Origin of the sequence: Campylobacter sp. BCW_4321 (genome assembly GCF_001763075.1) — a bacterium.
Classification (GTDB): Bacteria; Campylobacterota; Campylobacteria; order Campylobacterales; family Campylobacteraceae; genus Campylobacter_D; species Campylobacter_D jejuni.
This window is the reverse complement of the sequence record NZ_MJYA01000022.1, coordinates 54065-80508: the sequence shown is the minus strand read 5'-3', so window position 1 is coordinate 80508 and position 26444 is coordinate 54065. Positions and strand designations below refer to the sequence as shown.

The 26444-nt window shown below is 30.8% G+C and carries 24 protein-coding genes, 1 other RNA gene and 4 pseudogenes; 8 read left to right on the top strand and 21 right to left on the bottom strand.

The annotated features are described in order from the left end of the window. Positions 1-3: 3 nt before the first annotated feature. A pseudogene (locus AJN58_RS04270) lies at positions 4-1876 on the bottom strand (flagellar assembly protein A). 2 nt (positions 1877-1878) lie between these two features. Further along, positions 1879-2556 carry a hemerythrin family protein gene (locus tag AJN58_RS04265; protein ID WP_002860894.1) on the bottom strand — a complete coding sequence of 226 codons (678 nt, stop codon included), beginning with the start codon at positions 2554-2556 and terminating at the stop codon, positions 1879-1881. A 191-nt stretch (positions 2557-2747) separates the two neighbouring features. Between AJN58_RS04265 and ffs the strand changes: the two genes are divergently transcribed. Both ffs and AJN58_RS04255 read left to right on the top strand, forming a co-directional pair. Then, positions 2748-2845, top strand: an RNA gene (ffs, locus tag AJN58_RS04260) — signal recognition particle sRNA small type. A 189-nt stretch (positions 2846-3034) separates the two neighbouring features. Then, the gene (locus AJN58_RS04255; protein WP_070276103.1) at positions 3035-4843 is read left to right on the top strand and encodes a DASS family sodium-coupled anion symporter; all 1809 of its coding nucleotides are present in this window, start codon (positions 3035-3037) and stop codon (positions 4841-4843) included. Positions 4844-4870: 27 nt separating this feature from the next. Here the strand turns inward: AJN58_RS04255 and mnmA are convergent, their stop codons facing one another. From mnmA to aroQ, 10 genes are all read right to left on the bottom strand, one after another. Continuing rightward, the gene (gene mnmA, locus AJN58_RS04250) at positions 4871-5887 is read right to left on the bottom strand and encodes a tRNA 2-thiouridine(34) synthase MnmA (protein ID WP_070276104.1); all 1017 of its coding nucleotides are present in this window, start codon (positions 5885-5887) and stop codon (positions 4871-4873) included. After that, a complete protein-coding gene (locus AJN58_RS04245; protein ID WP_070276105.1) occupies positions 5887-6492 on the bottom strand; it encodes a TIGR00730 family Rossman fold protein in 606 nt (201 codons plus the stop codon). The genes mnmA and AJN58_RS04245 overlap by 1 nt, the downstream gene beginning before the upstream one ends. A gap of 68 nt (positions 6493-6560) precedes the next feature. Further along, complete coding sequence (gene fliY / locus AJN58_RS04240) at positions 6561-7403, bottom strand: flagellar motor switch protein FliY (RefSeq protein WP_070210676.1); 843 nt, start codon at positions 7401-7403, stop codon at positions 6561-6563. Then, positions 7400-8479 (bottom strand): flagellar motor switch protein FliM, encoded by a 1080-nt coding sequence (gene fliM / locus AJN58_RS04235; protein ID WP_002851710.1) that lies wholly within the window; start codon positions 8477-8479, stop codon positions 7400-7402. Before fliM ends, fliY begins: the two co-directional genes overlap by 4 nt. Beyond that, a complete protein-coding gene (locus AJN58_RS04230) occupies positions 8479-9171 on the bottom strand; it encodes an RNA polymerase sigma factor FliA (RefSeq protein ID WP_032603269.1) in 693 nt (230 codons plus the stop codon). The genes fliM and AJN58_RS04230 overlap by 1 nt, the downstream gene beginning before the upstream one ends. Beyond that, positions 9152-9508 (bottom strand): hypothetical protein, encoded by a 357-nt coding sequence (locus AJN58_RS04225; RefSeq protein WP_002854547.1) that lies wholly within the window; start codon positions 9506-9508, stop codon positions 9152-9154. The genes AJN58_RS04230 and AJN58_RS04225 overlap by 20 nt, the downstream gene beginning before the upstream one ends. An 18-nt stretch (positions 9509-9526) precedes the next feature. Next, a complete protein-coding gene (gene flhG, locus AJN58_RS04220; protein WP_070283802.1) occupies positions 9527-10393 on the bottom strand; it encodes a flagella biosynthesis ATPase FlhG in 867 nt (288 codons plus the stop codon). Continuing rightward, positions 10386-11840 (bottom strand): flagellar biosynthesis protein FlhF, encoded by a 1455-nt coding sequence (gene flhF / locus AJN58_RS04215; protein ID WP_070292006.1) that lies wholly within the window; start codon positions 11838-11840, stop codon positions 10386-10388. The genes flhG and flhF overlap by 8 nt, the downstream gene beginning before the upstream one ends. 10 nt (positions 11841-11850) lie before the next feature. After that, complete coding sequence (folK, locus tag AJN58_RS04210) at positions 11851-12324, bottom strand: 2-amino-4-hydroxy-6-hydroxymethyldihydropteridine diphosphokinase (protein WP_002851803.1); 474 nt, start codon at positions 12322-12324, stop codon at positions 11851-11853. Between the two features lie 2 nt (positions 12325-12326). Continuing rightward, complete coding sequence (gene aroQ / locus AJN58_RS04205) at positions 12327-12806, bottom strand: type II 3-dehydroquinate dehydratase (protein WP_044779361.1); 480 nt, start codon at positions 12804-12806, stop codon at positions 12327-12329. Between the two features lie 90 nt (positions 12807-12896). On the opposite strand from aroQ, the gene AJN58_RS04200 reads away from it, so the two are divergent. The 3 genes from AJN58_RS04200 to AJN58_RS04190 all read left to right on the top strand — a co-directional run bounded on the left by AJN58_RS04200 (position 12897) and on the right by AJN58_RS04190 (position 16120). Then, positions 12897-14126: a metal-dependent hydrolase gene (locus AJN58_RS04200; protein ID WP_070276106.1), complete on the top strand. Its 1230-nt coding sequence runs from the start codon at positions 12897-12899 to the stop codon at positions 14124-14126. Then, entirely contained in the window at positions 14114-15010 is an 897-nt protein-coding gene (sppA, locus tag AJN58_RS04195; RefSeq protein WP_070292004.1) for a signal peptide peptidase SppA, read from the top strand. Before AJN58_RS04200 ends, sppA begins: the two co-directional genes overlap by 13 nt. Before the next feature lie 78 nt (positions 15011-15088). Beyond that, a complete protein-coding gene (locus AJN58_RS04190) occupies positions 15089-16120 on the top strand; it encodes a Cj0069 family protein (RefSeq protein WP_070292003.1) in 1032 nt (343 codons plus the stop codon). Here the strand turns inward: AJN58_RS04190 and AJN58_RS10050 are convergent. The 9 genes and pseudogenes from AJN58_RS10050 to AJN58_RS04140 all read right to left on the bottom strand — a co-directional run bounded on the left by AJN58_RS10050 (position 16117) and on the right by AJN58_RS04140 (position 23341). Continuing rightward, positions 16117-16302, bottom strand: coding sequence for a hypothetical protein (locus tag AJN58_RS10050; protein ID WP_070292001.1), 186 nt, complete (start codon positions 16300-16302; stop codon positions 16117-16119). The two genes, AJN58_RS04190 and AJN58_RS10050, sit on opposite strands and share 4 nt — an antisense overlap. A 60-nt stretch (positions 16303-16362) precedes the next feature. Continuing rightward, positions 16363-16979, bottom strand: a pseudogene (locus AJN58_RS10320) (bacteriohemerythrin). Positions 16980-17152: 173 nt separating this feature from the next. Next, the gene (locus AJN58_RS04170; protein ID WP_002932947.1) at positions 17153-17809 is read right to left on the bottom strand and encodes a lactate utilization protein C; all 657 of its coding nucleotides are present in this window, start codon (positions 17807-17809) and stop codon (positions 17153-17155) included. Further along, positions 17802-19241 (bottom strand): LutB/LldF family L-lactate oxidation iron-sulfur protein, encoded by a 1440-nt coding sequence (locus tag AJN58_RS04165; RefSeq protein ID WP_070292000.1) that lies wholly within the window; start codon positions 19239-19241, stop codon positions 17802-17804. The genes AJN58_RS04170 and AJN58_RS04165 overlap by 8 nt, the downstream gene beginning before the upstream one ends. Beyond that, positions 19238-19978, bottom strand: a complete 741-nt coding sequence (locus tag AJN58_RS04160; RefSeq protein WP_083265159.1) for a (Fe-S)-binding protein — start codon at positions 19976-19978, stop codon at positions 19238-19240. Before AJN58_RS04160 ends, AJN58_RS04165 begins: the two co-directional genes overlap by 4 nt. Before the next feature lie 120 nt (positions 19979-20098). After that, positions 20099-21781, bottom strand: a complete 1683-nt coding sequence (locus AJN58_RS04155; RefSeq protein ID WP_044779852.1) for an L-lactate permease — start codon at positions 21779-21781, stop codon at positions 20099-20101. A 171-nt stretch (positions 21782-21952) separates the two neighbouring features. Then, positions 21953-22518 (bottom strand): annotated as a pseudogene (locus tag AJN58_RS04150) (cytolethal distending toxin subunit A/C). Positions 22519-22528: 10 nt separating this feature from the next. Then, a pseudogene (locus tag AJN58_RS10225) lies at positions 22529-23136 on the bottom strand (endonuclease/exonuclease/phosphatase family protein); the annotation flags it as partial. Between the two features lie 16 nt (positions 23137-23152). Beyond that, a complete protein-coding gene (locus AJN58_RS04140; RefSeq protein WP_002932941.1) occupies positions 23153-23341 on the bottom strand; it encodes a hypothetical protein in 189 nt (62 codons plus the stop codon). Between the two features lie 159 nt (positions 23342-23500). Here AJN58_RS04140 and AJN58_RS04135 point away from each other — a divergent pair, with 159 nt between their 5' ends. From AJN58_RS04135 to cydB, 3 genes are read left to right on the top strand one after another with little or no spacing between them, the layout of a single operon-like run. Continuing rightward, positions 23501-23734, top strand: coding sequence for a DUF4492 domain-containing protein (locus AJN58_RS04135; RefSeq protein ID WP_002860921.1), 234 nt, complete (start codon positions 23501-23503; stop codon positions 23732-23734). Then, on the top strand, positions 23735-25297 hold the full coding sequence (locus AJN58_RS04130; RefSeq protein ID WP_070233969.1) for a cytochrome ubiquinol oxidase subunit I: 1563 nt from the start codon (positions 23735-23737) through the stop codon (positions 25295-25297). Next, complete coding sequence (gene cydB, locus AJN58_RS04125) at positions 25297-26421, top strand: cytochrome d ubiquinol oxidase subunit II (protein WP_070276150.1); 1125 nt, start codon at positions 25297-25299, stop codon at positions 26419-26421. The genes AJN58_RS04130 and cydB overlap by 1 nt, the downstream gene beginning before the upstream one ends. Positions 26422-26444 lie beyond the last annotated feature (23 nt).

Below are 26444 nucleotides of genomic sequence, written 5' to 3'. Positions count from 1 at the left end.
TTTTTAGGAATTATCTTTTTCTAGTTTTTCAAAAATAATTTTAATTTCTTCTATGTCGCTTTCGCTATAATCATGACTTGATTTAATATAGCTTGCTTGTTGCCCTTTTTCAAGGTATAAAACTTTTTCATAATCTTTTAAATTTATTTGATGCTTTAGTTCAAGATCGGTGTTTGTTTTAGGATAAAATTTTAAAAAATTATCCTCTCCAATATTTTCGGCTTTTATGTATATTTTTACATTATAAACCATTTCATCTAAAAAATTTAGCTTTGCGTCAATATGATATTTTAATTTTATAAGTTTTTTATACAAGACACTAAGATGATTATATTTTTTTATGATATCACGATAAAGATTTGAAAATTTCATATCTATAGCATTAAGTTTTTCAGTTTTTTGAAGTTTGATAATCTTGATTTGATTTTTGATTAGATAATCATAGTAATTTTGCATTTGACTTATGATATTATCAAGTTTACTCTTTGTTTTAAGGCTTAAATTTGTAAGATTTTCAGTTTCTGAGTTTGATTTATTGTTAATAAAATCTAGTGGAGAAATTACAATATTATTTTTAAATTTTATATTATTTGTTATGATTAGATTTTTTTTGGGATATAAGATATTATCTGCTAATAAATTGCAAATATAAATATTTTCTGCTTCTATTTTTCCACCCATGCAGTTTTCAACAAATACATTTTTGGCTATAACTATCCCGTTTTCTAAATTTTTTATATACACAGTATCAGCTTGCAAAGTTCCTTTGTGTGTTATAATAAAAATATCTCATGCAAAAATTTCGCTTTTTGCATGAGTTAGGCCTTTGATGCTGATATTTCTTCCATAAAGTTTTGTCGCTCCAATGCTTCCATTTACTTTTATGTCTGAAGCTTGAACATTTACAATGCCTGATTTAACAGCATCATCATTTATATCAAAATTAGTGATTTCTAAGTTTATATTTTCATCAGTATTTGTTTTGATTGAACCGGTTGTTTTAAGTCCTACTTGTGATAATTTTAAATTATTTGTAACGCTATATCCTGATCGGTCTTTATTTAAAAATCCATAATTTGCACTAAAATATTTAATTCTATCTTCTAGTTCTTCTGTATAAATGCTTTCATCTTTTATGATAAAAGGATTATCAAAAAAAGCTATTGGATTTAAATGAAGGATTTCTCCTCTTAAATTTCTACCTTCTTTTCCAAGAATTCTATAAATGTATTCAAAAAGTAGCTCATTTTTTTCAATAGGTTTACAGTAGCTTCCTTCATCATAGCTAATATTTTCGTCAAAACATTCTTCGTTAACATCTCTATGATAAATAATTTCATCGCTTTTATGTTCAATCTTATCTACACCTTTGGCAATTTCAAGCTCTATTTCTTTAATAGATGGATTTTTTTGTATTGATAAGATAAAATCATCAATCTTGTCAAATAAATTTTTATCAAGTCTTAAGATTAAAAATTTTTGCTTGATCATTACTTTATAAATATTTTGCAAAATGTCAAATTTTAAATTTGGATAGTATTTAAAATTATCCAAAAAATTAATATTGACCTTAAGATAAGTTAAACTAGGATTAGATTTAAGCTTAACCACGAAACAATTTTTTTGTGTTTTTGGATAAATTTCTATCAAGAAATTTTTGCACCATGGTATTGTAATTTTTTACAAAAAAATCATCCGCATAAAATAAGTCAAAATCCTTTCTTTCATAAGTTTTTGTTTTTGCTGGTTTTATATTAGAACACAGAAGTTTAAAATCTATAATTCTAAAATCAAGAATTTGATCTGTGCTGGCTTGTTCATATTTTAAACTTTCAAAAGGATTGAAAGTTTCTAAAGTTTTTATTTCATAGCTCATCATTACACTCCTATGTTTTCGAGGATATGATTTAACATTTCATAATTTTGATTTAAATCAATATGATCTAAATGCACTAAAATTTGTCCACATTTTTCACATTTTAAAGTATTTTCTTTGCTAACAAGTTCTTCGTGTATGGTTTGTGGAACTGCATGAGTACGCAAATAACAGTTGCAAATATAATCATAGGTTTTTTCAGTCTTTAAATCTTGCCTAATTGATTTTAATTTTATGTATTGCTCTAGATTATAATGAATCTCTTGAAGATGTAGAGCTTTTTTTGTGAAGTTAGCTATCCATAAATCTTCAATAGCAAAATGATCTAAAATCCAATCTTTGGTCAATGTTGAAAGTTCAAATGACATTTTAACAATATCATTTGAGTGTTCTAAAAGTTCTTTAGTCTTTTTTAATAATATTTGATGAGATTTTCTATGTTCTTCAATTAAAGGAAAATCAATGCTTTCCATAAATTTTTCTTCATCTTTGAAATGAATTTTTACATATTGGAATAACTTTGTAAGAATTTGTTTTAAATCATTTTTGTGTTGCACATCATTATCTTGAATTTTTAAAGCTAAATCGTTTGCAATTTCAGCAATTTCAAAAATTAGTTCGTGTTGTTTATCTAATTGTATGTTTTTAATGCTAAAATCTTTACTCCATTTGATTTCCATGATTTTTCCTTAAAAATTTTATATAATATATCTATATAATCGTATTTCCTTGAAAAAAACAATAATTTTGCAAATTAAATTTAAAAATTTATATAAAATATAACCAATTTGTTACATATTTATACATTTTTATATTTAGTTTTTATAGCTCAACACTTTTTAAGTATATTATGATATAATTTCTTTGCCTTTTCTTAGACCTGTGCAATGCTATTTTTAAGCACCGCTTCAGGGTGGGAACACAGCAGAGCACTTGATTTTAGTGTGTGCCGCAGTTATCTGGGGAAGGGTTTTCTTCATTTAAAATTCCCTATTTATTTTTCAATTAGACTAGCTTCTTTATAAAGTAAAAATTATGTATATTTGTAACAATAAATTAAAAATTTATTTAAAAATTATAATTTTAAGATTTATTAAAATATTAGTTAACTAGAATTTAAGCATTGCAAATTACATTACCAATATCAAAGGATAAACAATGGATAGAAAGAAAATTCCCTTGTTGGTGCTGTGTATTTTAATTGCAGCTGTGTTTTGGCTTATACCTACTCCTGTAGGTTTGGAAGATAATTCTTGGCATTTTCTTGGGCTTTTTATTGCTGTGATTATGGCAGTGATTTTACAAGTAATGCCTTTGGGGGCTGTTTGTATGGTAGCTATTGCCATAGTAGCTCTTAGCGGCATTACCACTACCCAAAGTTCTGTGCGTGCTACACATATAAAAACTCTTGAGGGAATTGTTTTAAGAGATAATTCTAATATCTATAAAACAACTATGGATGAGGCAGTTGAAGCCACTATTTTGCAGGCTTTAATCAATGCTAATATAAGTAGAAATTTAAAAGCAAAAGTTAATGAAATTTTAAAATCAAGCACAGATATAAATTACCAGATTGAAAATCTAAGTAAAATTTACACCAAGGCTACTTCAAAAACTTCTACGCAACAACTTATTGATGAGACTAAAATTTCAGCTTTAAATACTTTAGCACTTGATTTTTTATCTCAAAAGAGTATAGATGAAAAGGTAAATACTGCTATATCAAATTTAAAATCTAAAACAGGTATAAAAGATGCTTTAAGTGGTTTTTCAAATTCTCTTATTTGGCTTATAGTGATTTCTATTATTGTGGCTCGTGGAGTTATTAAAACAGGACTTGGAGAGCGTTTGGCTTATCATTTTATCAGTATTTTTGGTAAAAAAACCTTAGGTATTGCTTATTCTATAGCTTTTTGTGAAACCATTTTAGCTCCAGTTACTCCTTCAAATACTGCAAGAGCAGGGGCTATCATAAATCCTATAGTTCAAGCTATTGCAAGAAGTTTTAAATCCACTCCTGAAGATGGAACGCAAAATAAAATAGGCACTTATCTTTCTTTGGTAAATTATCAAGCTAATCCTATTTCATCAGCTATGTTTATTACAGCTACAGCTCCAAATCCTTTGGTGGTTGATCTTATAGCACAAGCTACAAATTTAGAAGTGCATTTAACTTGGGGGCAATGGGCTTTAGGAATGTTTTTACCTGGTATAGCTGCTATGCTTTTGATGCCTTTGGTGCTTTATTTTCTCTCTCCACCAGAAATTAAATCCACGCCTAATGCTTCCACTTTTGCTAAAGATAAATTGAAAGAACTTGGAAAAATGAAAAATAGTGAAAAAATAATGCTCAGTGTTTTTGTCTCGCTTTTACTTTTATGGGCTGGAACTTTGGGCTTGTTTTTTGGAATTTCTCTTGATGCGACTAGCGTGGCTTTGCTTGGGTTGTCTTTGGTGTTAATTAGTGGAGTTTTAACTTTTGGGGAAGTTTTGGCTGAAAAAGCTGCTTGGAATACTTTAGTATGGTTTTCAGCTCTTGTAATGATGGCAACTTTGCTTGGCAAACTTGGTGTTACTCAGTTTTTAGCTGAAGTTTTAGGTGAATTTGCTTCTGCTATGGGACTTGGGGAAATTTCTATTATGATATTTTTAAGCCTTGCTTTTTTATATACGCACTATTTCTTTGCTTCTACTACAGCTCATATATCAGCAATGTTTTTTGTTTTTTATAGTGCAGGGCTTGCTTTAGGAGCACCACCACTTCTTTATGCTTTTATTATGATAGCTTCAGGTAATGTTATGATGGCATTAACTCACTATGCAACAGGAACAGCTCCTGTTATTTTTGGAACAGGCTATGTAACTCTTAAAAAATGGTGGAGTATAGGTTTTGTGATTTCCATAGTTGATATAGTAGTGATGATAGCTGTTGGACTTATTTGGTGGAAAATTTTAGGATTTTATTAATAATTTCTAGGAATTAATTCCTAGAAATTATTCTATAAAACCGCTTGCTATGACTTTATCATGATCATAAAAGACTGCCATTTGTCCGCTAGCAAGTCCATAAACAGGATCTTTTAGAGTGATTTTTGCACTTTTATCTTTATAAATTTCTACCTTACAAGGTGTAGATTTTGAACGATAGCGGATTTTTACTTCGCAATCAAGCTCTTTAGCATCTATAAAAAGATTGATATTTTTTAGCTTAAATTCACTGATTTTAAGTTCTTCTTTGGTTCCTACGATGATTTGATTTTGCTTGGGATTGATTTTTAAAACAAAATGTGGTTCATGTGCCCCACGCACTTCAAAGCCTCTTCTTTTGCCTATAGTATAGTGCATATAGCCCTCATGTTTGCCTACTACTTTTCCGCTGCTATCTAATACTTCTCCAGGAATTTTTGTATCCATAAATTGATCTAAAACTTGCACATAAGTATCTTCAACAAAGCAAATTTCAGAACTTTCCTTTTGAGTGGCAAAAGATTTTAAAACCTCTATAGTGGAAGCAAATTTTTTCACATCTTCTTTTTTCATTTCGCCTAGCGGAAAAATAAGATATTTTAAAGCTTCTTTATCTGCACTGGCTAAAAAATAGCTTTGATCCTTGCTTTCATCTACTGCGGTTTTTATTAAGTTGTTTTCAAGTCTTGCATAATGTCCTGTGGCAAGTTTTTCACAACCTAAACTTTTAGCAAATTCTAAAAGTTTTCCAAGTTTGATAAAACGGTTACATAAAGCGCAAGGATTTGGTGTTTTACCCTCTTTATAAGTATCTACAAAAGGCATATAAACTTTGTTTTTAAAATCTTCTTGTAAATCTAAAATATGATAAGGAATTTGTAAAAAATTTGCAACTTTTTCTACTTTTTTGATATTTTCTTCGTGGTAATTTGGTTTGCCATGAAGCTTCATATAACAACCTATAACTTCATGACCTAAATTTTTAAGTTTATAAGCAGTGACTGTACTATCAACTCCACCGCTCATAGCGACTAGAATTTTCATTAAATTTCCTTTAAAGTATTAATTATAAAATCCAAGTCGTCAGTGATTTTATACTTTAACTCATCTCCTTTAGAAATCACTTCAAGTTTGAGCAAAGAATTTCTGACGAACTCATCAAAACCTCGCCAAAATTCACTCCCAAACAAAACAATAGGAACATCTTTTTTAAATTCTAATTGTTTTAATGTAAGAATTTCACACAATTCATCAAGTGTTCCAAAGCCGCCCGGGAAGATCACAAAAGCTAGACTCTTTTCAATAAGAGCCATTTTGCGTATGGCTAAGCTCTCAAAAGTAATATTATATTCTACAAAATCATTAAGTTTTTGCTCGTGAGGTAAAAATATATTAAACCCTACAGAACTCATTGAATTTGTATTATTTTTTTGTGAAAAAGCACCTTCGTTGGCTGCACGCATAATACCTCCTCCTCCACCGCTTATCACACAAAAACCATTTTGAACACATTTTTGTGCCAAAATTTTAGCCTGCTGATAATAAAAATTATCTTCTTTAAGTCTTGCTGAACCAAAAAAAGTAACAGCCTTTTCTAGTTCGGGTATATTTTCAAATTTTTCAACATCTTTTATGATTTTTGTATCCATCAAATACCTTTTTTAGCAAAACTATAAAAAATGATTATAGCTAATTTTTTTAAATTTATAGAGTAATTTTATCTTAATTGCTCTAATCTTTCTTTTTTAGATCCGATTTCTGTGATTTGAACACCAAAGTTACCATCGACAATTACTACTTCACCATAAGCAATTCTTTTATCTCCGATTAAAATTTCAAGCGGATCATTTGCAAGTTGATTAAGCTCTACAACTGAACCTATATCCATAGTTAAAACATCTTTTAAAAGCATTTTTTTATTGCCTATACGCACACGAACAGGTAAGCGTACATCCATGATAAGATTGATATTTTTAAGTTCTTCGCTAAGCATGATTGTTTTTTCTTCAGTATTGTGATTAGAATCAGTGCTTACATTTCCTGTTTCAGCAGGTTTCCCGCTTAGGATGTTATGGAGTGTTTGATCCATGGCTAAAGAAACTTGTTCTTCTAAATCGCCTATTTTTACATCATATAAAAATAATTTTTTAAAATCTTTAAAATCTACGCTTTCAGGCACAAATTCACAAGATTCTATACTAAAATCCATTTTTGGAATGTCTTTTTGGGCTCCTAAGGTTGTAGAAAATGCTGAAACGATGTTTTGGATAGCTTCTTTAGCTGCATCCATTTCATCAGGACCTAGTTTATCGTTTTTGGTGATCTCTTCTTCACCCATCATCCATTCACCAATAGCACTCATTAAAACAGCACCAGCTAAAATTCCTATTTTTCCACCATTTGCTATATCAAATATAGCATACACTAAAGGTGCTTTTAAAGTATCACTTGCATTGACATCAAATTCTTTATATTCGCTAAATTCAGCACTTTTTCCTGTTAAACCTTCAATGGTGCTGATGCATTCATTTGTAAACATTTTTAAAAAATCATTGATCATATTTCTTCATCCTCCTCTTCAGGCTCATCATAAACACTAGCTTTAGCTTTACGTTCTTCTTCGTATTTTTCCAAAATTTCTTTGATTTCATCTTTATCTGTGCGTATGAGTTCTAAAATTTTAATAGATTTTCTAAAACGATGCAATCCAATTTGTGCTAAGAAAACATCTTTTTTATCGATGCTTACTATAGCTTTATCATCTGCTTCTCTATCAAGCCTTAAAATATCGCCTTGTTTAAGTTCTAAAAATTCATGAACATTAATTAAGGTTTTTCCTAAAATTGCCTCATATACCACTTCAGCACGACCGATTAAAGTTTTAAGTTCTTTGTTACGTGATTTTTTGGCTGAGGTTTCACCCATCATAATATCGCGGTTTGCCAAACGGCTTAATATACTTTCTAAATGCACTACAGGATAGCAGATATTTACCATTCCGCTTGAATTTCCTATGATGATTTCCATTACCACCATGATAACAATCTCATTTTGAGATACGATTTGTACAACATTTGGACTTGATTCTTTAGCTTCAATACTAGGATAAATTTCAGTTACAGTAGCCCAGCTTTCTTTAAGTCTTTGCATAATGATACGCAAAATAGAATCAAGCAAATTAAGCTCAATATCCGTAAGCTCACGCGAAGCTTCATAGCTATCACCTTGACCACCTAAAAGCCTGTCTATCATAGGAAAAGCTATGCTTGGATTGATTTCTAAAACACAGTTTCCATCTAAGGGTTTGATAGAAAAAACGTTAAAGCTTGTTGGACTTGGTAAAGACATTAAAAATTCTCCATAAGTCATTTGATCGACTGAATGAAGTTTAGTTTCAACAATACTTCTCATCATCGATGAAATTTGAGAGGCTAAATTTCTTGCTAATTTATCATGTATGCCTTTGATTGTCCTAAGTTGTTCTTTTGAAACTCTGTTGGGACGCTTAAAATCATATACAACGATATTTCTTTCATCTTTTTCATCTTTTGAATTTGAGGCTATGGGTGTGTCGGTGTTATCATCGACAACTTCAAGCAGGGCATCAATTTCTTCTTGGGAAAGTATCTCAGCCATTACACTAGCCTTTCTCTAAGTTTTTTAAGGAGTTTTTTGTGAATTTGTGAAATTCTGCTTTCACTGATTTGTAAAATTTCACTGATTTCTTTTAGGCTTAATTCTTCATAATAATAAAGCTGAATAATTAACTGATCGCGCTCTTTAAGATCATCTAGCACTTTGTGAATTTTTTCTAAAAGTTCTTCTTTTTCAATTTTTTCTAAAGTATTGTCTTCGTTATAAAGTTCGATTTGCTCATCGATGGGCAGGGTATAGCTAATAGCATGAGCTGTTCTTACCTCTTTGATTTTTTCTACATCTAAATCAAGTTTTTTGGCTAGATACTCATCATCAGGTTCGCATTCATTCTCAAGGAAATATTCATCCATGATTGCATCAATATCTTTAATAATTTTGCGATTATTGCGACTCATTACATCAAGACTTCTAAGATAATCAAGCATAGAGCCATTAACTCTTTTTCTTGCAAAACCCCAGAAGTTATCATTTTGTTCTTTATCGTAACGGCGTGAAAGCTTTATCATTTCTTCAACGCCTATGCTAATAAGATCATTAACATCTATGCTTGAAGGCAAGCGTTCTTTTAGTCTAAAAGCCATAGCACGTAGGGCTGGCATGTAAGAAAGCACAAGCTCATCTTGCTCTTTCTTTAGCATTTGTGCATAAGCTTTAGGCGGCTCTTTTAGCATTTCTTCGTCTTTCTTTGGATTCATTTTTCTTTAGCTCTTCTCTTTCTTCATTGAGCTTTTCTAAAATTATATCCATTTTCTTTTCACGAATAACTAAATCGTTGATAATATTATTGCTAGTTTTTTCATAATCGTGTTTATTAAAGATTCTGCCACTAATTTTCTTTACATCTATAAAATTCATAATAGCAATATGAACAAAAACATAAAACATAAAAGTAATAAAACAAGTAAAAATCAGTATATCAAAGGCTTCATCTATACTAATAATGCTAAATGCAAGTCCTATAAAAAATCCACAAACAGTGAAAAATGCTACGTAATTTTCTGGCCTCATAATCTCTTCTCTTTATTGCTAAAATCTTTCAATAATTTTTCTAAAAAAACTTGAAAAACTACGATTTGAAACATTATCAAGCACTTTCCGTTCCAATCTATATAAAAGCTTGGAAGCTAGGGCTTTAAGCTCATCACTTGAGGCTGTGTTTTCATCGCTAAATAAAGTTCTTTTTTTAATACTACCACTTACATCTTTAGAAGCGCTTAAATGACCTAAGAATTCTAAATTTAAAGGATTTTTAATGTTTGCATCTGCAACTTTTTTAATATTTTCAAAAACTTTTAAAGCTTCATTTTCATTTTTTACAACATTAAAGAGCATTAGTAAATTTTCTTTTGTCTTAGAAGTTGTTTTTATGGTTGCATACGCATCAGTGATTGCTGCAGGATCAGGAACAGTTACTACTATAATTTCATCAGCCATTTCTAAAAAATTTAAAATATTTCCACCAATACCCGCACCTGTGTCGATAATAAGAAAATCAAGCTCGTCTAAAATACTTGCTTGATTTAAAAATCTCTCGTAAATATTTTTATCATTATATTTTAAAATCTCATCTCCACTTTCGCCTGGGATGAGCCATAAATTTGGCTTAACTTCTATTAAAATATCTTCCAAGGAACATTCTCCGCGTAAAACATGCAAGAGATTTTTTTGTATGCGCACATTTAAAATGACATCCAAATTTGCCAAGCCAATATCAGCATCAAAAAGCCCAACTTTATAGCCATTATTTGCTAAAACATTGGCTAGATTTGCGCTAATAGTACTTTTTCCAACACCACCTTTTCCACTTGTAATAGCTATAAAATGAGTATTTTGGGATTTTTTGGTTCCATTTTGACTCATGAGATTGCGAAGTTTATTTGCTTGGTTATTCATTATTTTTTCCTTTATTAAACCCTTCTAAAATACAATGAACTAGAAAATCACTATTGGCTACTTCTAAATCATCTGGCACTTCTTGTCCTGTAGAGAAAAAGCTTAGAGGAATATTTGTTTCATAAATAAGAGAGAAGATATTTCCAAAAACCTTTGTTTCATCAAATTTGGTAATAATCAAAGTATCAATATTTAAGAATGAAAAATTTTTATAAATTTCCATTAAATCTTCATGTTTGGTGTTTGCAGAAACCACTAAATTTACATCAATTTCTGCATTTGAGTGCATTAAAAATTCTTTAGTTTTAGCAAGTTTACTTTGATCGTATTGTGAATTTCCTATAGTATCAACCAAAATTACTTCGCAATTATTTAAGCTTTTTATCGCTTCATCTAAATCCTTTGGTTCTATGCTATCAATAATAGGAAGTTTCATCATTTTTGCATACTGAAAAAGTTGCTCAACCGCACCGATTCTATAAGTATCAAGCGTAATAATACCTGTTTTATAACGCTTATCTCCATAAGCATAGCGAAAAGCTAACTTAGCTAAGGTTGTTGTTTTTCCGACTCCTGTTGGGCCTACTAGCATCATGATTTTTTGTTTTTTTATATCGCTTTCAACACGACAAGGCAAGATATTTCTTAAAAGTGAGTGAAAATATCTTTGAACCGCATCTTTGTTGGTTTTCATAGCAGCTGGCATATTTTCTATAGTTGCCTTCATAATCGCTTCTAGATGATTTTCAAGCATTCCACTTTCTTTGGCTTGTTTATAAATACTTGCAAATTCAGGAGGTATCATAAGATTTTTTCTAGCTTCGGCTTTATCGTCCCACATCATATCTGCAAGAAGATCTATTTTATCGTTAAGCTTGTTGATTTGTTTTTCAAATTGCTTTTCAAAATTTTCTATTTTTTTATTATAATTTAGATTAGGGGTGTAATTTTCTAAAGGTGTGTTTGTGACTTTAGAAATTTCATTACTAACTTCACTTAGCTTTTCTTTAAAATCATCAAAGTCTAGAGTCTTATTTTGATGAGGGTTGATTTTGTTTTGTGGAAAATCTTGATAGGTTTTTTTAGTTAAGTCATTGTTTTTTACAGTGTTTAAATTTCTATTTAAGCGAGTATTTGAGAAATCCAAGACTACATCTTCATCTTCTTGAGGGATTTGAGATCTAATTTTTTCTTCTGCAAGAGAGGTAGAAGATGGTTTTGGCGAGCTTTTTTTTGCAGGTAAAGATTTCCCTTGTTTTTTTAAGTGTTCTTCATAGTCGCTTTCTTCTATGGCTACCATAACCTCATAAAGTGCATTGCGATTTAAGGTTTTAGGACGAATTTGTTTATTTGTTATAATTAAAGCTTTATCTCCGTAATCTTCTTTTACTTTGGGTATAATTTGTTCTGTATCTTCAACAGTAAAAGTATGTATAAGTTGTCCCATATTATATTCCTTATATCATGCCTAAAGGCAAAATTACACTCACTCTTTCTTTAGCCCCTTTATGAGGCACCTCACACCACTTATCACGCTTGACTTTTTGTGAAAAGTATAAAAGATCTAAATCAAGCGTTCTAGGAGCGTTTTTGAAAGTTCTCTTGCGTTTAAATTTTACTTCATAATAAAGTAAAACTTTCAAAAGTGCTCGTGCATGCAAATTAGTTTGTATCAACATAACAGCATTGGTAAAATCTTTTTGCTCTTTAAAACCAAAGGCTTCATTTATCAACATAGGAGATGTGGATAAAATTTTAAATCTTTTATCATCCATCATTACTCGAAAAAGCATATCAAATCTTTTTTTTTCAGGTTCTATATTGCTTCCTAAGCCTATAAGGGCTAAATATTTAAAAGATCGTATATTTTGACTAAAAAAAGGAAAAAAACGACTTTTTTCAAAGTGTTTTACTCCTTGAATTTTTAGCATTATTATTTATTCGTTTGTTGTGCTTGTTGCATCGCGCGCAAATTTTTTATTTGTTCGCAAATTTGAATTACGCCCATTAAAGCCAAGTGATAGCCAAAAGGACCAAAACCAACAATAGTTCCAGAACATACAGGTGCTATAAGACTTTTTTGACGAAATTCTTCTCTACGATAAACATTGCTAATATGCACTTCAATTGTAGGCAAAGCTACTGCTGCAATAGCATCGCGAATAGCTACTGAAGTATGAGTATAACCTGCTGCATTGATAATAATTCCATCAACTGTTCCAAGGCATTCTTGAATTTTATCTACGATTTCACCTTCAAAATTACTTTGGAAAAAGTCAAGTTCTACATTGTTTTGCGATGCTGCAAGTTTCATTTGCTCATGAATTTCTTCCATTTTCATAGCACCATAAATTCCCACTTCTCTTACGCCAAGCATATTAACATTTGGGCCTTGGATAATCATTATTTTCATGGATTTAACCTTAAAAATTTATTTTTAACCTTTTATTATAACATTTTAAAAATAAATTTTTGCTACAATGTAATTTTTGAAAGGAAAATCGTGTTTATAGCTGCTGCAAGATATCTTTTTTTATGCGATGAAGATTTTACAATACTAGAAAATCAAGCCTTTGTTTTTGAAGATAAAATTTTAGAATTGGGTGAATTGGATAATTTAAGAAAAAAATATCCCAAGGCTAAAATCATCAAAACACCTAAAAATTCGGTTATTTTACCTGCTTTTATAAATCCTCACACACACTTAGAATTTAGTGCAAATTCAACAACTTTACATTTTGGAGAATTTTTAATTTGGCTTAAAAGTGTTATAAATTCTCGTTCTATGTTAAATGCACAGGCCAAAGAAGAATTAATACTTCAAAGCATTAAAAAAATGCAAAAAAGCGGTATAGGCACTATAGGTGAAATTTCAAGTTTTGGGAGTGATTTAGATCCTTGTTTAAAGGCTAGTCAAAAGGGTATGCGTATAGTATTTTTTAATGAAATTTTGGGTACAAATGAAAATCAAGTTGAAGATAAAAAACAAGAATTTTTAAAAAGATTTGAAAATTCTTTGAAATTTAAAAATGATTTTTTTATTCCAGCAATTTCGATTCATTCTCCTTATTCAACTCATCCTAGTTTGGCTTATTTTGCTCTTGATTTAGCTAAAAAGCAAAATTTACTAGTTAGTACGCATTTTTTAGAAAGTAAGACTGAAAATATCTGGCTTAGAGAGTCTAAAGGGGGTTTTAAAAAATGGCTTGAAAATTTTACACTTCACCCTAAGCCTCTTTATACAGCAAAGGATTTTGCTAAACTCTTTAAAGGAGTAAGGACTCTTTTTACACATTGTGTTTATCTAAAAGAATATGAATGGTTAGATAAGAATTTACATTCTATTACACATTGCGCATTTTCAAATCGCCTTTTAAGTCAAAAAAGCTTAGATTTAAAAACAGCTTTAAAAAGTGGATTGAATATCCATTTAGGAACCGATGGACTTAGCTCAAATATTTCATTGTCCTTACTTGATGAAATGCGCGCGAATTTGCTTATACATAAGAATTTTGATTTATTGGAGTTAGCTTCTAAGCTTTTGCAAATGGTAACACTTTATCCTGCAAGGGCTTTAAATTTAAATTTAGGAGAGCTTAAAAAAGGTAAAATTGCTGATTTTAGCGTATTTGAGCTAGGAGAATGTGATAAAAAGCAAGCTCCTTTGCAGTTTATTTTAAATGCTAAGGAAGTGGATAAATTATTTATAAAAGGAAAAGAATGCAAATTTTAAAATCATTTTTTAAGGCTTTAGGGTGTGGAATAAAATTTATCAATACTTATTTTAAAACCTTTGTTTTATTGTTGATTGTTATATGGATTTTAATGTCTAGTGCAAATTCAAGCTCCAATCTTGCAAATTTAGAACGCATTGATTTAAAGGGTGAAATTTTTGATAGCTCTGCGGTTTTAGAAAAAATTATCAATGCTAAAAATGATAGCAATATCAAAGGAGTGCTTTTTGTTGTAGACTCTCCTGGTGGAGCTTTTGCTCCTAGTATGGAACTAGCTCTAGCTATAAAGGATTTAAAAATTAAAAAGCCTGTGCTTGTTTATGCAAGCGGAACTATGGCAAGCGGAAGTTATTTAGCAGGAGTTGGAGCTAATAAAATTTTAGCCAATCCAGCAAGTTTTATAGGCTCTATCGGTGTGATTATGCAAGGAGCTGATTTAAGCGGATTGGCTAATAAACTCGGTATTAAAGAACAAACTATTCAAGCAGGTGAATTTAAAAGTGCTGGAACTTTTGCAAGAGCTTGGAATGAGAATGAAAGAAATTTTTTACAGGGTTTAATAGATCAAAGTTATGATCTTTTTACAGGTTTTGTTGCCAAGGAAAGAGCATTAGATCTTAATAAAAAAGATCAATGGGCAAATGCAAGAGTGTTTTTAGCTGCCAAAGCTAAGGAGCTTGGTCTTATAGATGAGCTTAGTAATTATGAAAATACTAAAAAGGAGCTTGAAAAACTTGCTAATGTTTCAAATCCTGTTTGGAAAGAAGAAGATAAGATTGATAAATTTCTTAATCGCCTAGAAGGACAAACATCAAGCTTGATAAGTAAAAGCTTAATCGAAATCGCTTATAAGACTAATAGCAGTTTTATAAACGCTAGATAAAATATATAAATATTTTTATTTAATTTTTGTAATATTTTTATGCAATAATTATTTATATCTTAGATAAGGAGTAAAATAATGAAAAAAAATATTGTTTTTTTCGAAGTTAAAGGTGGGAGTGATAAAGGTGAAGATGGTTATAGAAAAGATACTATGCCTATGGTAAATGCCTTAAAAGCTAAGGGTTGGAATGCTGAGGTGATTTTTTTTGAAGTGGGTAAAAAAGATGAAATTTACAAATATGTGAAAGAAAATTTTGATGGTTATGTTTCTCGCATCAATCCTGGCAATCTTAAAGAAGAAAATGAGTATTTTGATATGTTAAGAAAACTTTGTGCCGATAAGCTTGTAGGTATGCCTCATCCTGATGCTATGATAGGTTATGGCGCTAAAGATGCACTTACAAAATTAGCAGATACTGATCTTGTTCCAAGCGATACTTATGCTTACTATGATATTAAGACTTTTAAAGAAAATTTTCCAAAAAGTTTGGCTAAAGGTGAAAGGGTTTTAAAACAAAATCGTGGCTCTACAGGAGAGGGAATTTGGCGTGTGAGTGTAGAGGGTAATGTTAGTGGAGATAGTTTGCCTTTAAACACAAAAATCAAATGCACAGAAGCTAAGGATAATCATGTAGAACATAGAGAGCTTGGGGAATTTATGGATTTTTGTGAGCAATATATCATAGGTGATAATGGTATGCTTGTGGATATGACTTTTTTACCGCGCATTAAAGAAGGTGAAATCAGACTTTTAATGCTTTATAACACCCCTGTAAATGTAGTGCATAAAAAACCAGCTGAAGATGCTGATGCTTTTTCTGCTACGCTTTTTAGTGGGGCAAAATATCGCTATGATAAGCCAGAAGATTGGAAAACTTTGGTGGATATGTTTTTAGGCGAGCTTCCTAAGGTAAGGGAAAGATTAGGCAATTACGACTTACCATTGATTTGGACGGCTGATTTTATTTTAGATACTGATGAAAAGGGCAATGATAAATATGTTTTAGGCGAGATTAATTGTTCTTGTGTAGGCTTTACTTCTCATTTAGAACTTGCTGATGAAGTAGCTTCAAATATTATTAATATTGTAAGTAAAACTAAGGCTTAGTCTTTAAGTTTAATGTCCATTTTATTATTGCAAAATGGACATTTTTTTTCTATTGTTTTTAAGTTTGAGCTATATTCTATCGGGAAAAAATTTTCACAAAATGAGCATTTTGTATCTTTGGTTAGCATAGGATAGGAATAGTCAAATTTATCCAAAATAAAATATTTTATTTTTTTATCCATTAAATTTCCTTCTTTGTCTAACTTATACTTTATTTATTATTTTAACGCATAAATAGTTAATTAGAAATTTTCTGAATATTTTTTATAAAACTGTATGGCTTCTTTACATTTTTTACATTTAAATTTTACACCCTTAAGTTGAATTTTTGATGAATTCCAAAAGGTACATCATGCATTTGTCCTACGCATTCACATGTATAAAGATAAACTACATTTTCATCATCTTTTTCTTCTTTGACTTCTTCAAAGCTTACTTCCCCATCATCTTCAGAAGCTAAAGAAGATCTTCTGTATTGTTCAACTTTCATATCTTCATAGAGTATATGTTCTAAAAGCAATTTTTTAGAAACTGTGTAAAGCTTCTCTTTTAAATCATTAGTGGTTTTTATGTTTTGTATAAGATAAGACATATCATGAACGATATTTTATACATGATTTTGTGTTCATTTAAACAAGGATAATGAATTTATTGCATATAATCTTCTTCGTTGCTAAAATGTTCTTTTATTATAGTTAAAAAGTTCTATTAAAATTTCTTTTAACTCATCTCTTTGAACAAATTTATAAACCATATTTTCTATTTTTGCTGCAAGTTCAAAAAGTTTTTGGTGTTGAATGTCAATCATTGTGTCATGAATACTGTATTTTTCATTCCAAGTTGGAATTAGTTTATCCAAAAGCACCTTCTTTAATTTTTGTATTTAAAATTAATTTCATATATTTGAGTGAAATATTATATTTTATTAAAATATTATTAATTGAAAATTATTTATTTTATTTATATTTGTATAATATAAAAAATATATATAATTAATATTAAAAATTAAGACTTACTGATTCTAGTATAGAATCAGTAAATAATAATATGTGCAATTTGTGGCCCATGAACACCAAAAATAGTGATAAGTTCTATATCTGCTGTTCTTGAAGGCCCTGCTATAAATAAGATATTAGTAGGTAAGATTTCATTTTCTTTTTTTACCAAATTTAAAGCCTCGCTAAGACTTTTAACAACATTTTCTTTTTTAAGTAGCACTATACAAAGTTTAGGTGCAAGGCTTAGCATTCTAGGTTGAGTTTTGCTTGAAGGTACAAGTGCAACTCCGTGAGAGCTTACCCCTGCTCTTGCATGAATGATGGAAAAATCACTATGAAAAACCTCAGATCTTAAATTTTCGATTTCTTTATCAAAGCAAATCTTTTTTTCTGCTTTGATTTGTTCTAAATTTAAATTTAAATCTAGCCCATAAATCATACTTTTAAAGTCATATTTTGCGATAATTTCATTGATTTTTTCTTCTAAGGTATCTTTTGTAGCATTTTCAACGATGTATTTGTTATCATTCATTTTTTGTTTCATTTCTGCAAGCATATCTTGGGTGGTTTGGATATGTTCTACAGGATCTATACTTTCAATGCGTGTGAACGTTGTTTCTTTGTAAGCTTTTTTAAGATGTTCTAAAATACTTGCTTTACTTTTGCTTGAAATTTCATCGATTTTACTCATAGCTTACTCCTTCTAGTTTTTGCACTTCTTTATAAAGATCCATTTTAATTTGAGGTAATTCTTTAAAAGCGTGCCATTTTTTAATCACAGGTAAAACGCTTGCGAAATTTTGTACCGTCCAGTTGAAATAATGTGCTTTTGAAAGTGAAAAACGCCATTTATTGCCATTGGTTGCGATATTTTTAAATTGTTTAAAAGCAAAGGCTTCTAAGGCATTGCGATGAACATTATTTGCTCCTAAAGGTGGATTTTTACCTTGTCCTATTTTATCACATCTTAATTTGCGAATAAGATCAGCCAAAGGAATTTGCACTGGACAAACTTCAGAACAACGCCCACAAAGTGAACAGAAATTTAAAATATCTCCTGTATGATCTATACCAAAAATATTAGGACTGATTACTTCTCCTATAGGTCCTGGATAAGTGGTTTGATAGGCATGTCCGCCGATTTGATCATAAACAGGGCAAAAATTCATACAAGCCCCACATCGAATACAACGCAAAGCCTCATAATAATCCTCATGAGCTAACATTTTAGAGCGATTGTGATCAAATAAAATCACATGCACTTCTTTAGGACCATCTAAATCCCCATTTTTTCTAGGGCCTGTAATGATATTATTATAAGTTGGTATAAATTGTCCTGTGGCTGAAGGAGTGAGTAAAGAAACCATAGTAGCCGCATCTTCAAAGCTTTCCATGACTTTTTCTATGCCGCAAAGTGCGATATGAATATCAGGTGCTGTAGTGCACATTCTACCGTTTCCTTCATTTTCTATAAGCCAAAAAGCTCCTTCTCTTGACATGCCAAAATTGACCCCACTAAGTCCAAGTTTTAAGCCTTCAAAATCTTTTCTTAAATGCTCTCTAGCTACCGCATTTAAACTTTCAGGTTCATTGTTTTCTAAATTCGCTCCTAATTTTTCTTTGAAAATTTCTCCGATTTCATGGCGGTTTCTATGTATAGCAGGTACAACTATATGTAAAGGAGGCTCTTCATTAAGCTGTAAAATAAGCTCTCCAAGATCGGTTTCTATAGCTTTTAAACCTTTTTTTTCTAGGTAGTGATTTAGGCCTATTTCTTCGCTTGCCATAGATTTACCTTTTAAAAGCTTGGTAATATTTTTTTCTTTCATGATTTCATAGACGATTTCACAGGCATCTTCATCACTACTTGCCCAATGCACTTTAATGCCATTTTTTGTAGCATTTTTTTCGAATTCTAAAAGCCTTTCTTCTAAACTCATTAAGGCATTGTTTTTAGCTTGTTTAGCTTTAGCTCTTAAACCCTGCCAGTCTTTAAATCTAGCATCAATAACATTGAGTCTATTTTTTTGTAAAGTATGCATGGCAGTCATTAAATTTTCTTGCATTTGCTTGTCATTGAGTTTAATTTGAACGATTTGTTCGTGAGGAATTTTTTGACTCATAGTCTTTCTCCTTCCAAGCGTTTAAGTAAAAAGTCATATAAATGTATGCCTTTTATATCTAAACCCATTCTTTTCATTGTGCCATCTATGTTTAAAAGACAACCTCCATCGCCACTGATGAGATATTTTGCACCGCTATTTTGTATATCTTTAATTTTACTTCTTACCATAGCATTTGAAATTTCAGGCTCTTTTACTGAAAAAGTTCCGCCAAAACCACAACATTCTTCCTCGTATTGAAGTTCTACTAATTCTACATTTTTTAGTTTTTTGATAAGATTTTTACTCGCTTGTATGCTTTTTTGCACTCTTAAAGCATGGCAATTAGAATGCCAAGTTACTTTTATAGGTGCACCTTTATCTTCATAATCTACTTTTAAAACTTCATCAAGGTATTGTGAAAGTTCTATGACTCTAGAGCTAAAATCTTTGACTTTAGAAAATTCAGGTTTATTTTTAAAAAGTTCTTTATAGTCATGACTCATCATACCCGCACAAGATCCGCTTGGCACAACGATGGGGTAATCTTTATCAAATAAATCCACATTATATAAAGCAATCTTACGACTTTCATCGAAATAACCTGAGTTAAAAGAAGGTTGAGCGCAACAGGTTTGATTTTTTTTAAAAATCACTTCAATACCTTCACGCCTTAAAAGTTTTATTGCATTTAAAACGCTTTGTTGCATAGCAGCACTTCCTAAGCATGTGGCGTAAAAATACACCTTTTTCATGATCTCTCCTTTTGGGATAATTTAGGATAAATATTCTAATCCTATAAAAATAAAAGCAAAGTAAATTTTCCAACAAATATTCTAAAAAAGAATATTTGTTGAAGCAAAACTTAAATTTTTTAATTATTTCACTATAACTTCAGGGATGATTTCTTGTAAGAAAAAAGCTATAATGCAAGTCCAAATTCCTATTAAAATAATAAAAGCTACAGAATATTTTAATGTGAATTTGAAAAGATCAGATTCTTTTCCTACAAGCCCAACTGCTGCGCAAGCTATAGCAATGCTTTGTGGACTGATCATCTTTCCAACGACCCCACCTACTGAATTAGCTGCTAAAAATAAAGCTTCACTAACACCTAGTTTTTGAGCACTTACTTGTTGCAAGGTTCCAAAAAGTAAATTAGCACTTGTATCAGAGCCTGTTAAAAATACCCCTATCCAACCAATGATTGGTGAAAAGAAAGAAAAAGCATTACCTGTGTGTGCAAAAGCAAGCCCTAAGGTAGTGCTCATACCGCTATTTTTAGAAATAAAAGCAAAAGCCACAACCAAACCTATGGTAATACAAGGTATAGCCATTTCTTTTAAAGTAGCCCAAAAGCATTCTGCTGCATCTTCAGCTTTGATTTTTAAAATAGCTATACTTAAAAAAGCTGCAAGCAAAATCGCTGTTCCTGCTTGAGCTACGGTTTTTCCATTGATTAAATCTATGCCTAAAGCCAAAGATAAAGGCTTAGCTTCTCCTATGCCTGTGATAGAAGGGCTTAAAATTCCAGTTGTGATATTGCTAAATTGTAAAGTAATGCTTGTATAGCTTAAAATTCCATCCTTATCAAAGAGAGCTTTAAACCAAGGTTGTGTCCAAATGATAATACAAACAATGAGTAAAATAAAAGGCGACCAAGCTTTTAAAATTTGATTAAAGCTTAGAGTGTTATCTTGAGTGAAATTGCTTTCATTATCAAATCTAAAAATATTTTTTGGTTTCCAAAATTTTAAAAATACAGTTGTAACCGCTAAAGAAACTACAGCTGAGATAATATCAGGTAATTCTGCTCCTAAGTGATTTGAGCTTAAAAATTGAGTAGTTGTAAAACTTAGTGCCGCAACTAAAATAGCTGGAAAAGTTTCTTTAACGCCTTTAAATCCATCCATTAAAAAAACTATGAAAAAAGGTATAGTAAGACTTAAAGGAACTAGCATTCTACCTACCATGGCAGAAACTGAATGCTGTTCTATGCCGACAAGATTTGCCATAGCAATAATAGGAATTCCCACCGCACCAAAAGCAACAGGAGCGGTATTTGCGATAAGACAAAGTCCTGCAGCTTGCAAAGGACGCAAACCAAGTCCTACTAAAAGTGCAGCAGTTATAGCCACAGGGCCACCAAAACCTATAGCACCCTCTAAAAATGAACCAAAACAAAAACCTATTAAAATCACTTGAATTCTATGATCTGGAGTAATACTCATCACGCTTTTTTTAATGATTTCAAAAGAACCCGACTTGATAGAAAGTTTGTAAAGAAAGATTGCCGCAATGATAATCCAAGCTATAGGCCACATACCATTTGTAAAGCCTTGAATAAAACTTGCGCCCACTAAATTCCAAGGCATTTTATAGGCAAATAAAGCTACCAAAGTAGCAAGTATAACAGTTAAAAAACCTGCTTGATAACCTTTAAGTTTTAAAACAACCAAACAAACTAAAAAACATAGTATAGGTAAAAATGCCACTAAAGCACTTAGCCAAATGTTTGAAAAAGGGTCGTAAACTTGTTGCCATGTTAAAATTTGCTCCAATTTTTCCTCCTTGATAATTATTTATGTATAAATTTATTGTAACAAAAAATTAAATTAAAATAAAAAAATTATAGAGTAAAGTAAATTACATTGTGTTATTATTGATTATTTTGTGTATTTTTGTAATATCATAAATATTAAATAAATATAAAAATAGAATAAGAAAAAATCTTATTCTAAAGGGGTAGAAGCTGTTAAAGGTGGAGTTATAATCATTAGTTCGTTTACTTCATAAAAAATTAGGATCTAAGGTGCAAGGGGCTATTCTAAAGCGTTTTTGTGTAGGAATATTTGGATTAAAAAGTTACCATACATTCATCAGATTCCAAAACTAAAGAACAAATTTGCACAGCTGAAGTTGTTGTTGGCATTATAGAAAATACAGTTTCTAGTTTACTATCTTTTAGATTATCTTGACAAGATTTTGCTCCAAAGGTTCCATCTTCTAGGATGGTCAAACAAAGATCGCTTTCTTTTGGATTTGTAAATTGCACATAACCAAAAGGAAGTTCATTAGCTAATTTATCTTTTTGTTTTAACTCATTGCTTAAAACAATTTCTTTAATATTCCAATTTTGATCAATAGGATCTTTTGAGATATCTCTAAAGGCACTTAAAAAAATTCCCGTTTCTAAATTTCTTATAGAAACCATTTTGGTAAAATCTTTCAAATCTCCAGTAGGAGTTGCAAAGGCTAAAGTTATAAACATAAAAAATAAAGCAACAATTTTTTTCATATTAAATGTCCTAAAATTTTCTAAAATTAACTGGAAAATGATCTTAAACTTGCAAGCATCAAAATCACAGCTAAAAGTGGTGGAGTATAGGCTTGTTGTCTGTTTAAATTTCCTGTAATTGCATAATCAATAGTCCCTCCGTTTGCTTGAGTTGCACTAGTTGGAAAAACCACTCTAATTTTATTTGCTAATCCTCTATCCACTGTATTTGTTATAGTAGAAGGATCACGGTTAAAATCCCCTGCTATCATCCAGTTAACTTGAGGTATATTTACAAAATGTGTATTTATGGGCTGTGATAATTGCTCCTACATCTGTTCCTTCATTGGCTAAAACATAGATATTGAAAAAAGCATCACTTCCATCGCGAATTCCTATAATGGGTCTTGAAACTATAGCTAAATTTACACGATTAGCTCCTACATCAACGCGAGAATAATAAATAAAAACCCTATCAGGTCTTGAAAGAGTCCTCAAATTCTACTCATATTCATCAATAGGCGTTCCATCTTGTTGCACATGGCGTCCTGTTGGAGTGGCTATTCTTAGTAAAGTTCCTATTTCTTGTATCATTAAGATATCTAAGGGGTTTGCTCCACTTGCAAGTTGTCTTATTGCATTATTGTTGATGCTACTAGTTAAAGGTGGGGTAAATAGGAGTAATAAGTACTAAATCAGCATTGCTAATTAAACTTGGAATTTCTTGATTAGTAGGAAAAATAGGTTCAAGTCCTAGTTTTAAAGAAAAAGAATTAGTATCTTCAAATTCTCCAAATGAACGCCCCAAAGGATTTACATTTTCAAAATTTAGAAGAACATGCATTAAAGAAAAAAATCATAAAAAAAATAAAAACTTTAATTTTTTGCATTAAAAACCTTGATTATGTATTTAAATTTTTTAAGAAAATAATAACATAATTTTCATTATAATTTTCCGCTTCTTAAAATGTTTTATTTTGTTGTTTTTAAAGGTAGAATTTACATGCATCTTAAACACTTATATTTTAGTATTTCTCAAATTTTTAATTTTTACAAAGAAGGTTTTAAAAATTTAACTCTTGGAAAGACCCTTTGGAAAATTATCTTTATCAAACTTTTTGTTATGTTTGTGATTTTAAAACTTTTTGTTTTTGATGTAAATTTTAATTCTATTTTTAAAAGCGACAAAGAAAAAAGCACTTTTGTACTCAAAAATCTTACACTCGAAGGAAAATAAATGAACGAACTTAATAGCGTTGATTGGTCAAGAGCGCAGTTTGCTTTAACTGCACTTTATCATTTTTTGTTTGTGCCTTTAACCTTAGGCTTATCTTTTATCATTGCTATCATGGAGACTATCTATGTAAAAACTAAAAATGAAAGATGGAAAAAAATCACCAAATTTTGGCTTTCATTATTTGCTATAAATTTTGCTATCGGTGTAGCTACAGGTATTATAATGGAATTTGAATTTGGAACAAACTGGGCAAATTATAGCTGGTTTGTGGGAGATATTTTTGGTGCACCTTTGGCGATTGAAGGTATTATGGCATTTTTTTTAGAGGCTACTTTTTTTGCAGTTATGTTTTTTGGCTGGGATAAAGTAAGTAAGGGTTTTCACTTACTTTCAACTTGGTGTGTGGCTATAGGAAGTAATCTTTCTGCTTTTTGGATTTTAGTGGCAAATGGTTGGATGCAATATCCTGTAGGAATGAGCTTTAACCCTGATACAGCAAGAAATGAAATGCAAAGCTTTTTTGAAGTAGCACTTTCTCCTGTGGCTATTTCAAAATTTTTACATACCATAGGCAGTGGTTATGTGATTTCAGCTTTATTTGTAATAGGAATTTCAGCTTGGTTTATGTTAAAGGGACGCCATATTATCGAGGCTAAAAAAAGCTTAGTTGTAGGAGCTAGTTTTGGTTTGGTTTGTTCAATCTTTTTGTTTTTCAGCGGAGATGAAAGTGCTTACCGTGTAACTCAAACTCAACCTATGAAACTTGCAGCTATGGAAGGGGTTTATCAAGGTGAACATCGTGCAGGACTTGTACCTTTTGGAATCTTAAACCCTAAAAAAACCATAGATAATAACGAAAGTGTGTTTTTATTTGACATTACTATACCTTACGCTCTTTCTATATTAGGAAACCGTGATCCAAATTCTTTTGTACCAGGAATTGAAGATTTAATCTATGGAAATGAAAGCAAAGGTATAGAACCTATGCAAAATCGTATCGATAGAGGAAAAATCGCTATACAAGCTCTAAAAGACTATAAGCTTGCTAAAGAAAACAATGATACAATAGCTATGGCAAATCACAAATCTATTTTAGAAACTCATTTTAAAGATTTTGGCTATGGATATCTAGAAAAACCAAGCGATACTATTCCGCCTGTGGCTTTAACTTTTTATAGCTTTCATATCATGGTTGCTTTGGGAAGTTTTTTCTTTTTACTTTTCATCGTTACTCTTTATCTTACTATGGCAAATGATATTGAGAAATTTAGAAAAGTACTTTGGGTATGTTTATTATCCATTCCATTGGGTTATATCGCCGCTGAAGCAGGCTGGATTGTTGCTGAAGTAGGCAGACAACCTTGGGCAATTCAAGACTTACTTCCTGTACATATCGCAGCAACGCAACTTGGAAAAGTCAATGTTCAAATTTCATTTTGGATTTTTGCAGTACTTTTTACAGCCTTATTGATTGCAGAAGTTAAAATCATACTTACTCAGATTAAAAAAGGTTTTGACGCACATGCAGAGCATACTCCACTTATGGGCAAAGGAGAAAAATGATGTTTTTTGGTTTAGAACTCGAAGGTTTGCAAATTTATTGGTGGTTGATTTTAAGTTTGCTCGGCGGACTTTTAGTTTTTATGTTTTTTGTCCAAGGTGGACAAACTTTAATCGATGAGCTTAGCAAGGATGAGCTTGAAAAAACCATGCTAGTCAATTCTTTAGGGCGTAAATGGGAGCTTGGTTTTACAACTCTCGTACTTTTTGGCGGAGCTGCTTTTGCAGCTTTTCCACTTTTTTATAGTACAAGTTTTGGCGGAGCTTATTGGGCTTGGCTTTGTATTTTATTTTGTTTTATTTTACAAGCTGTGGCTTATGAGTATCGTAAAAAAGAAAATAATGTTTATGGCTCTAAAACCTATGAAATTTTTCTTAAAATTAATGGCTATTTAGGTGTGTTTTTAATCGGAGTTGCAGTAAGTAGCTTTTTTAGCGGTTCCGAATTTATCTTAAATGAGCATAATTTTGTTTCTTGGCAAAATCCTTTGCACGGCTTAGAGCTTTTACTCAATCCTTTTAATTATCTCTTAGGCTTAGCTTTGGTATTTTTAGCAAGGCTTTTAGGCGCAGCGTATTTTATGAACAATATCAATGATGAGAATATCAAAATAAGAGCTATGAAAAAACTTATGATCAATAGCATTCTATTTTTACCTTTTTTCTTAGGTTTTTTAGCGTGGATTTTCTTAAAAGATGGTTTTAGTGTAGATATCAATGGAGTTGTAAGCATGAGTGCGAATTTATATTTATATAATTTCTTAAATCAAATGATTTTTGCTGTTTTGCTTGTTATTGGTGTGATTTTAGTGCTTTTAGGTATGGTTCAAGGAGCAAAAGGTTGCTCTAAGGCTATTTTTACTTTAGGACTTGGAACGGTTTTAATAGTTTTTGCTTTATTATCAAGTATTGGTTTAGGTCAAAGTGCTTTTTACCCATCTTTAAGTGATTTACAAAGTTCTTTAACTTTAAAAAATGCAAGTTCAAGCTATTATACTCTAAGCGTCATGGCTTATGTGTCTTTGCTTGTACCTTTTGTTTTAGCTTATATTATCTATGTTTGGAATGCAATGGATAAGGTAAAAATCACACGCGAAGAAATCGCAAACGATGATCACGCATATTAAGGAGAAAAAATGTTACATGCTTT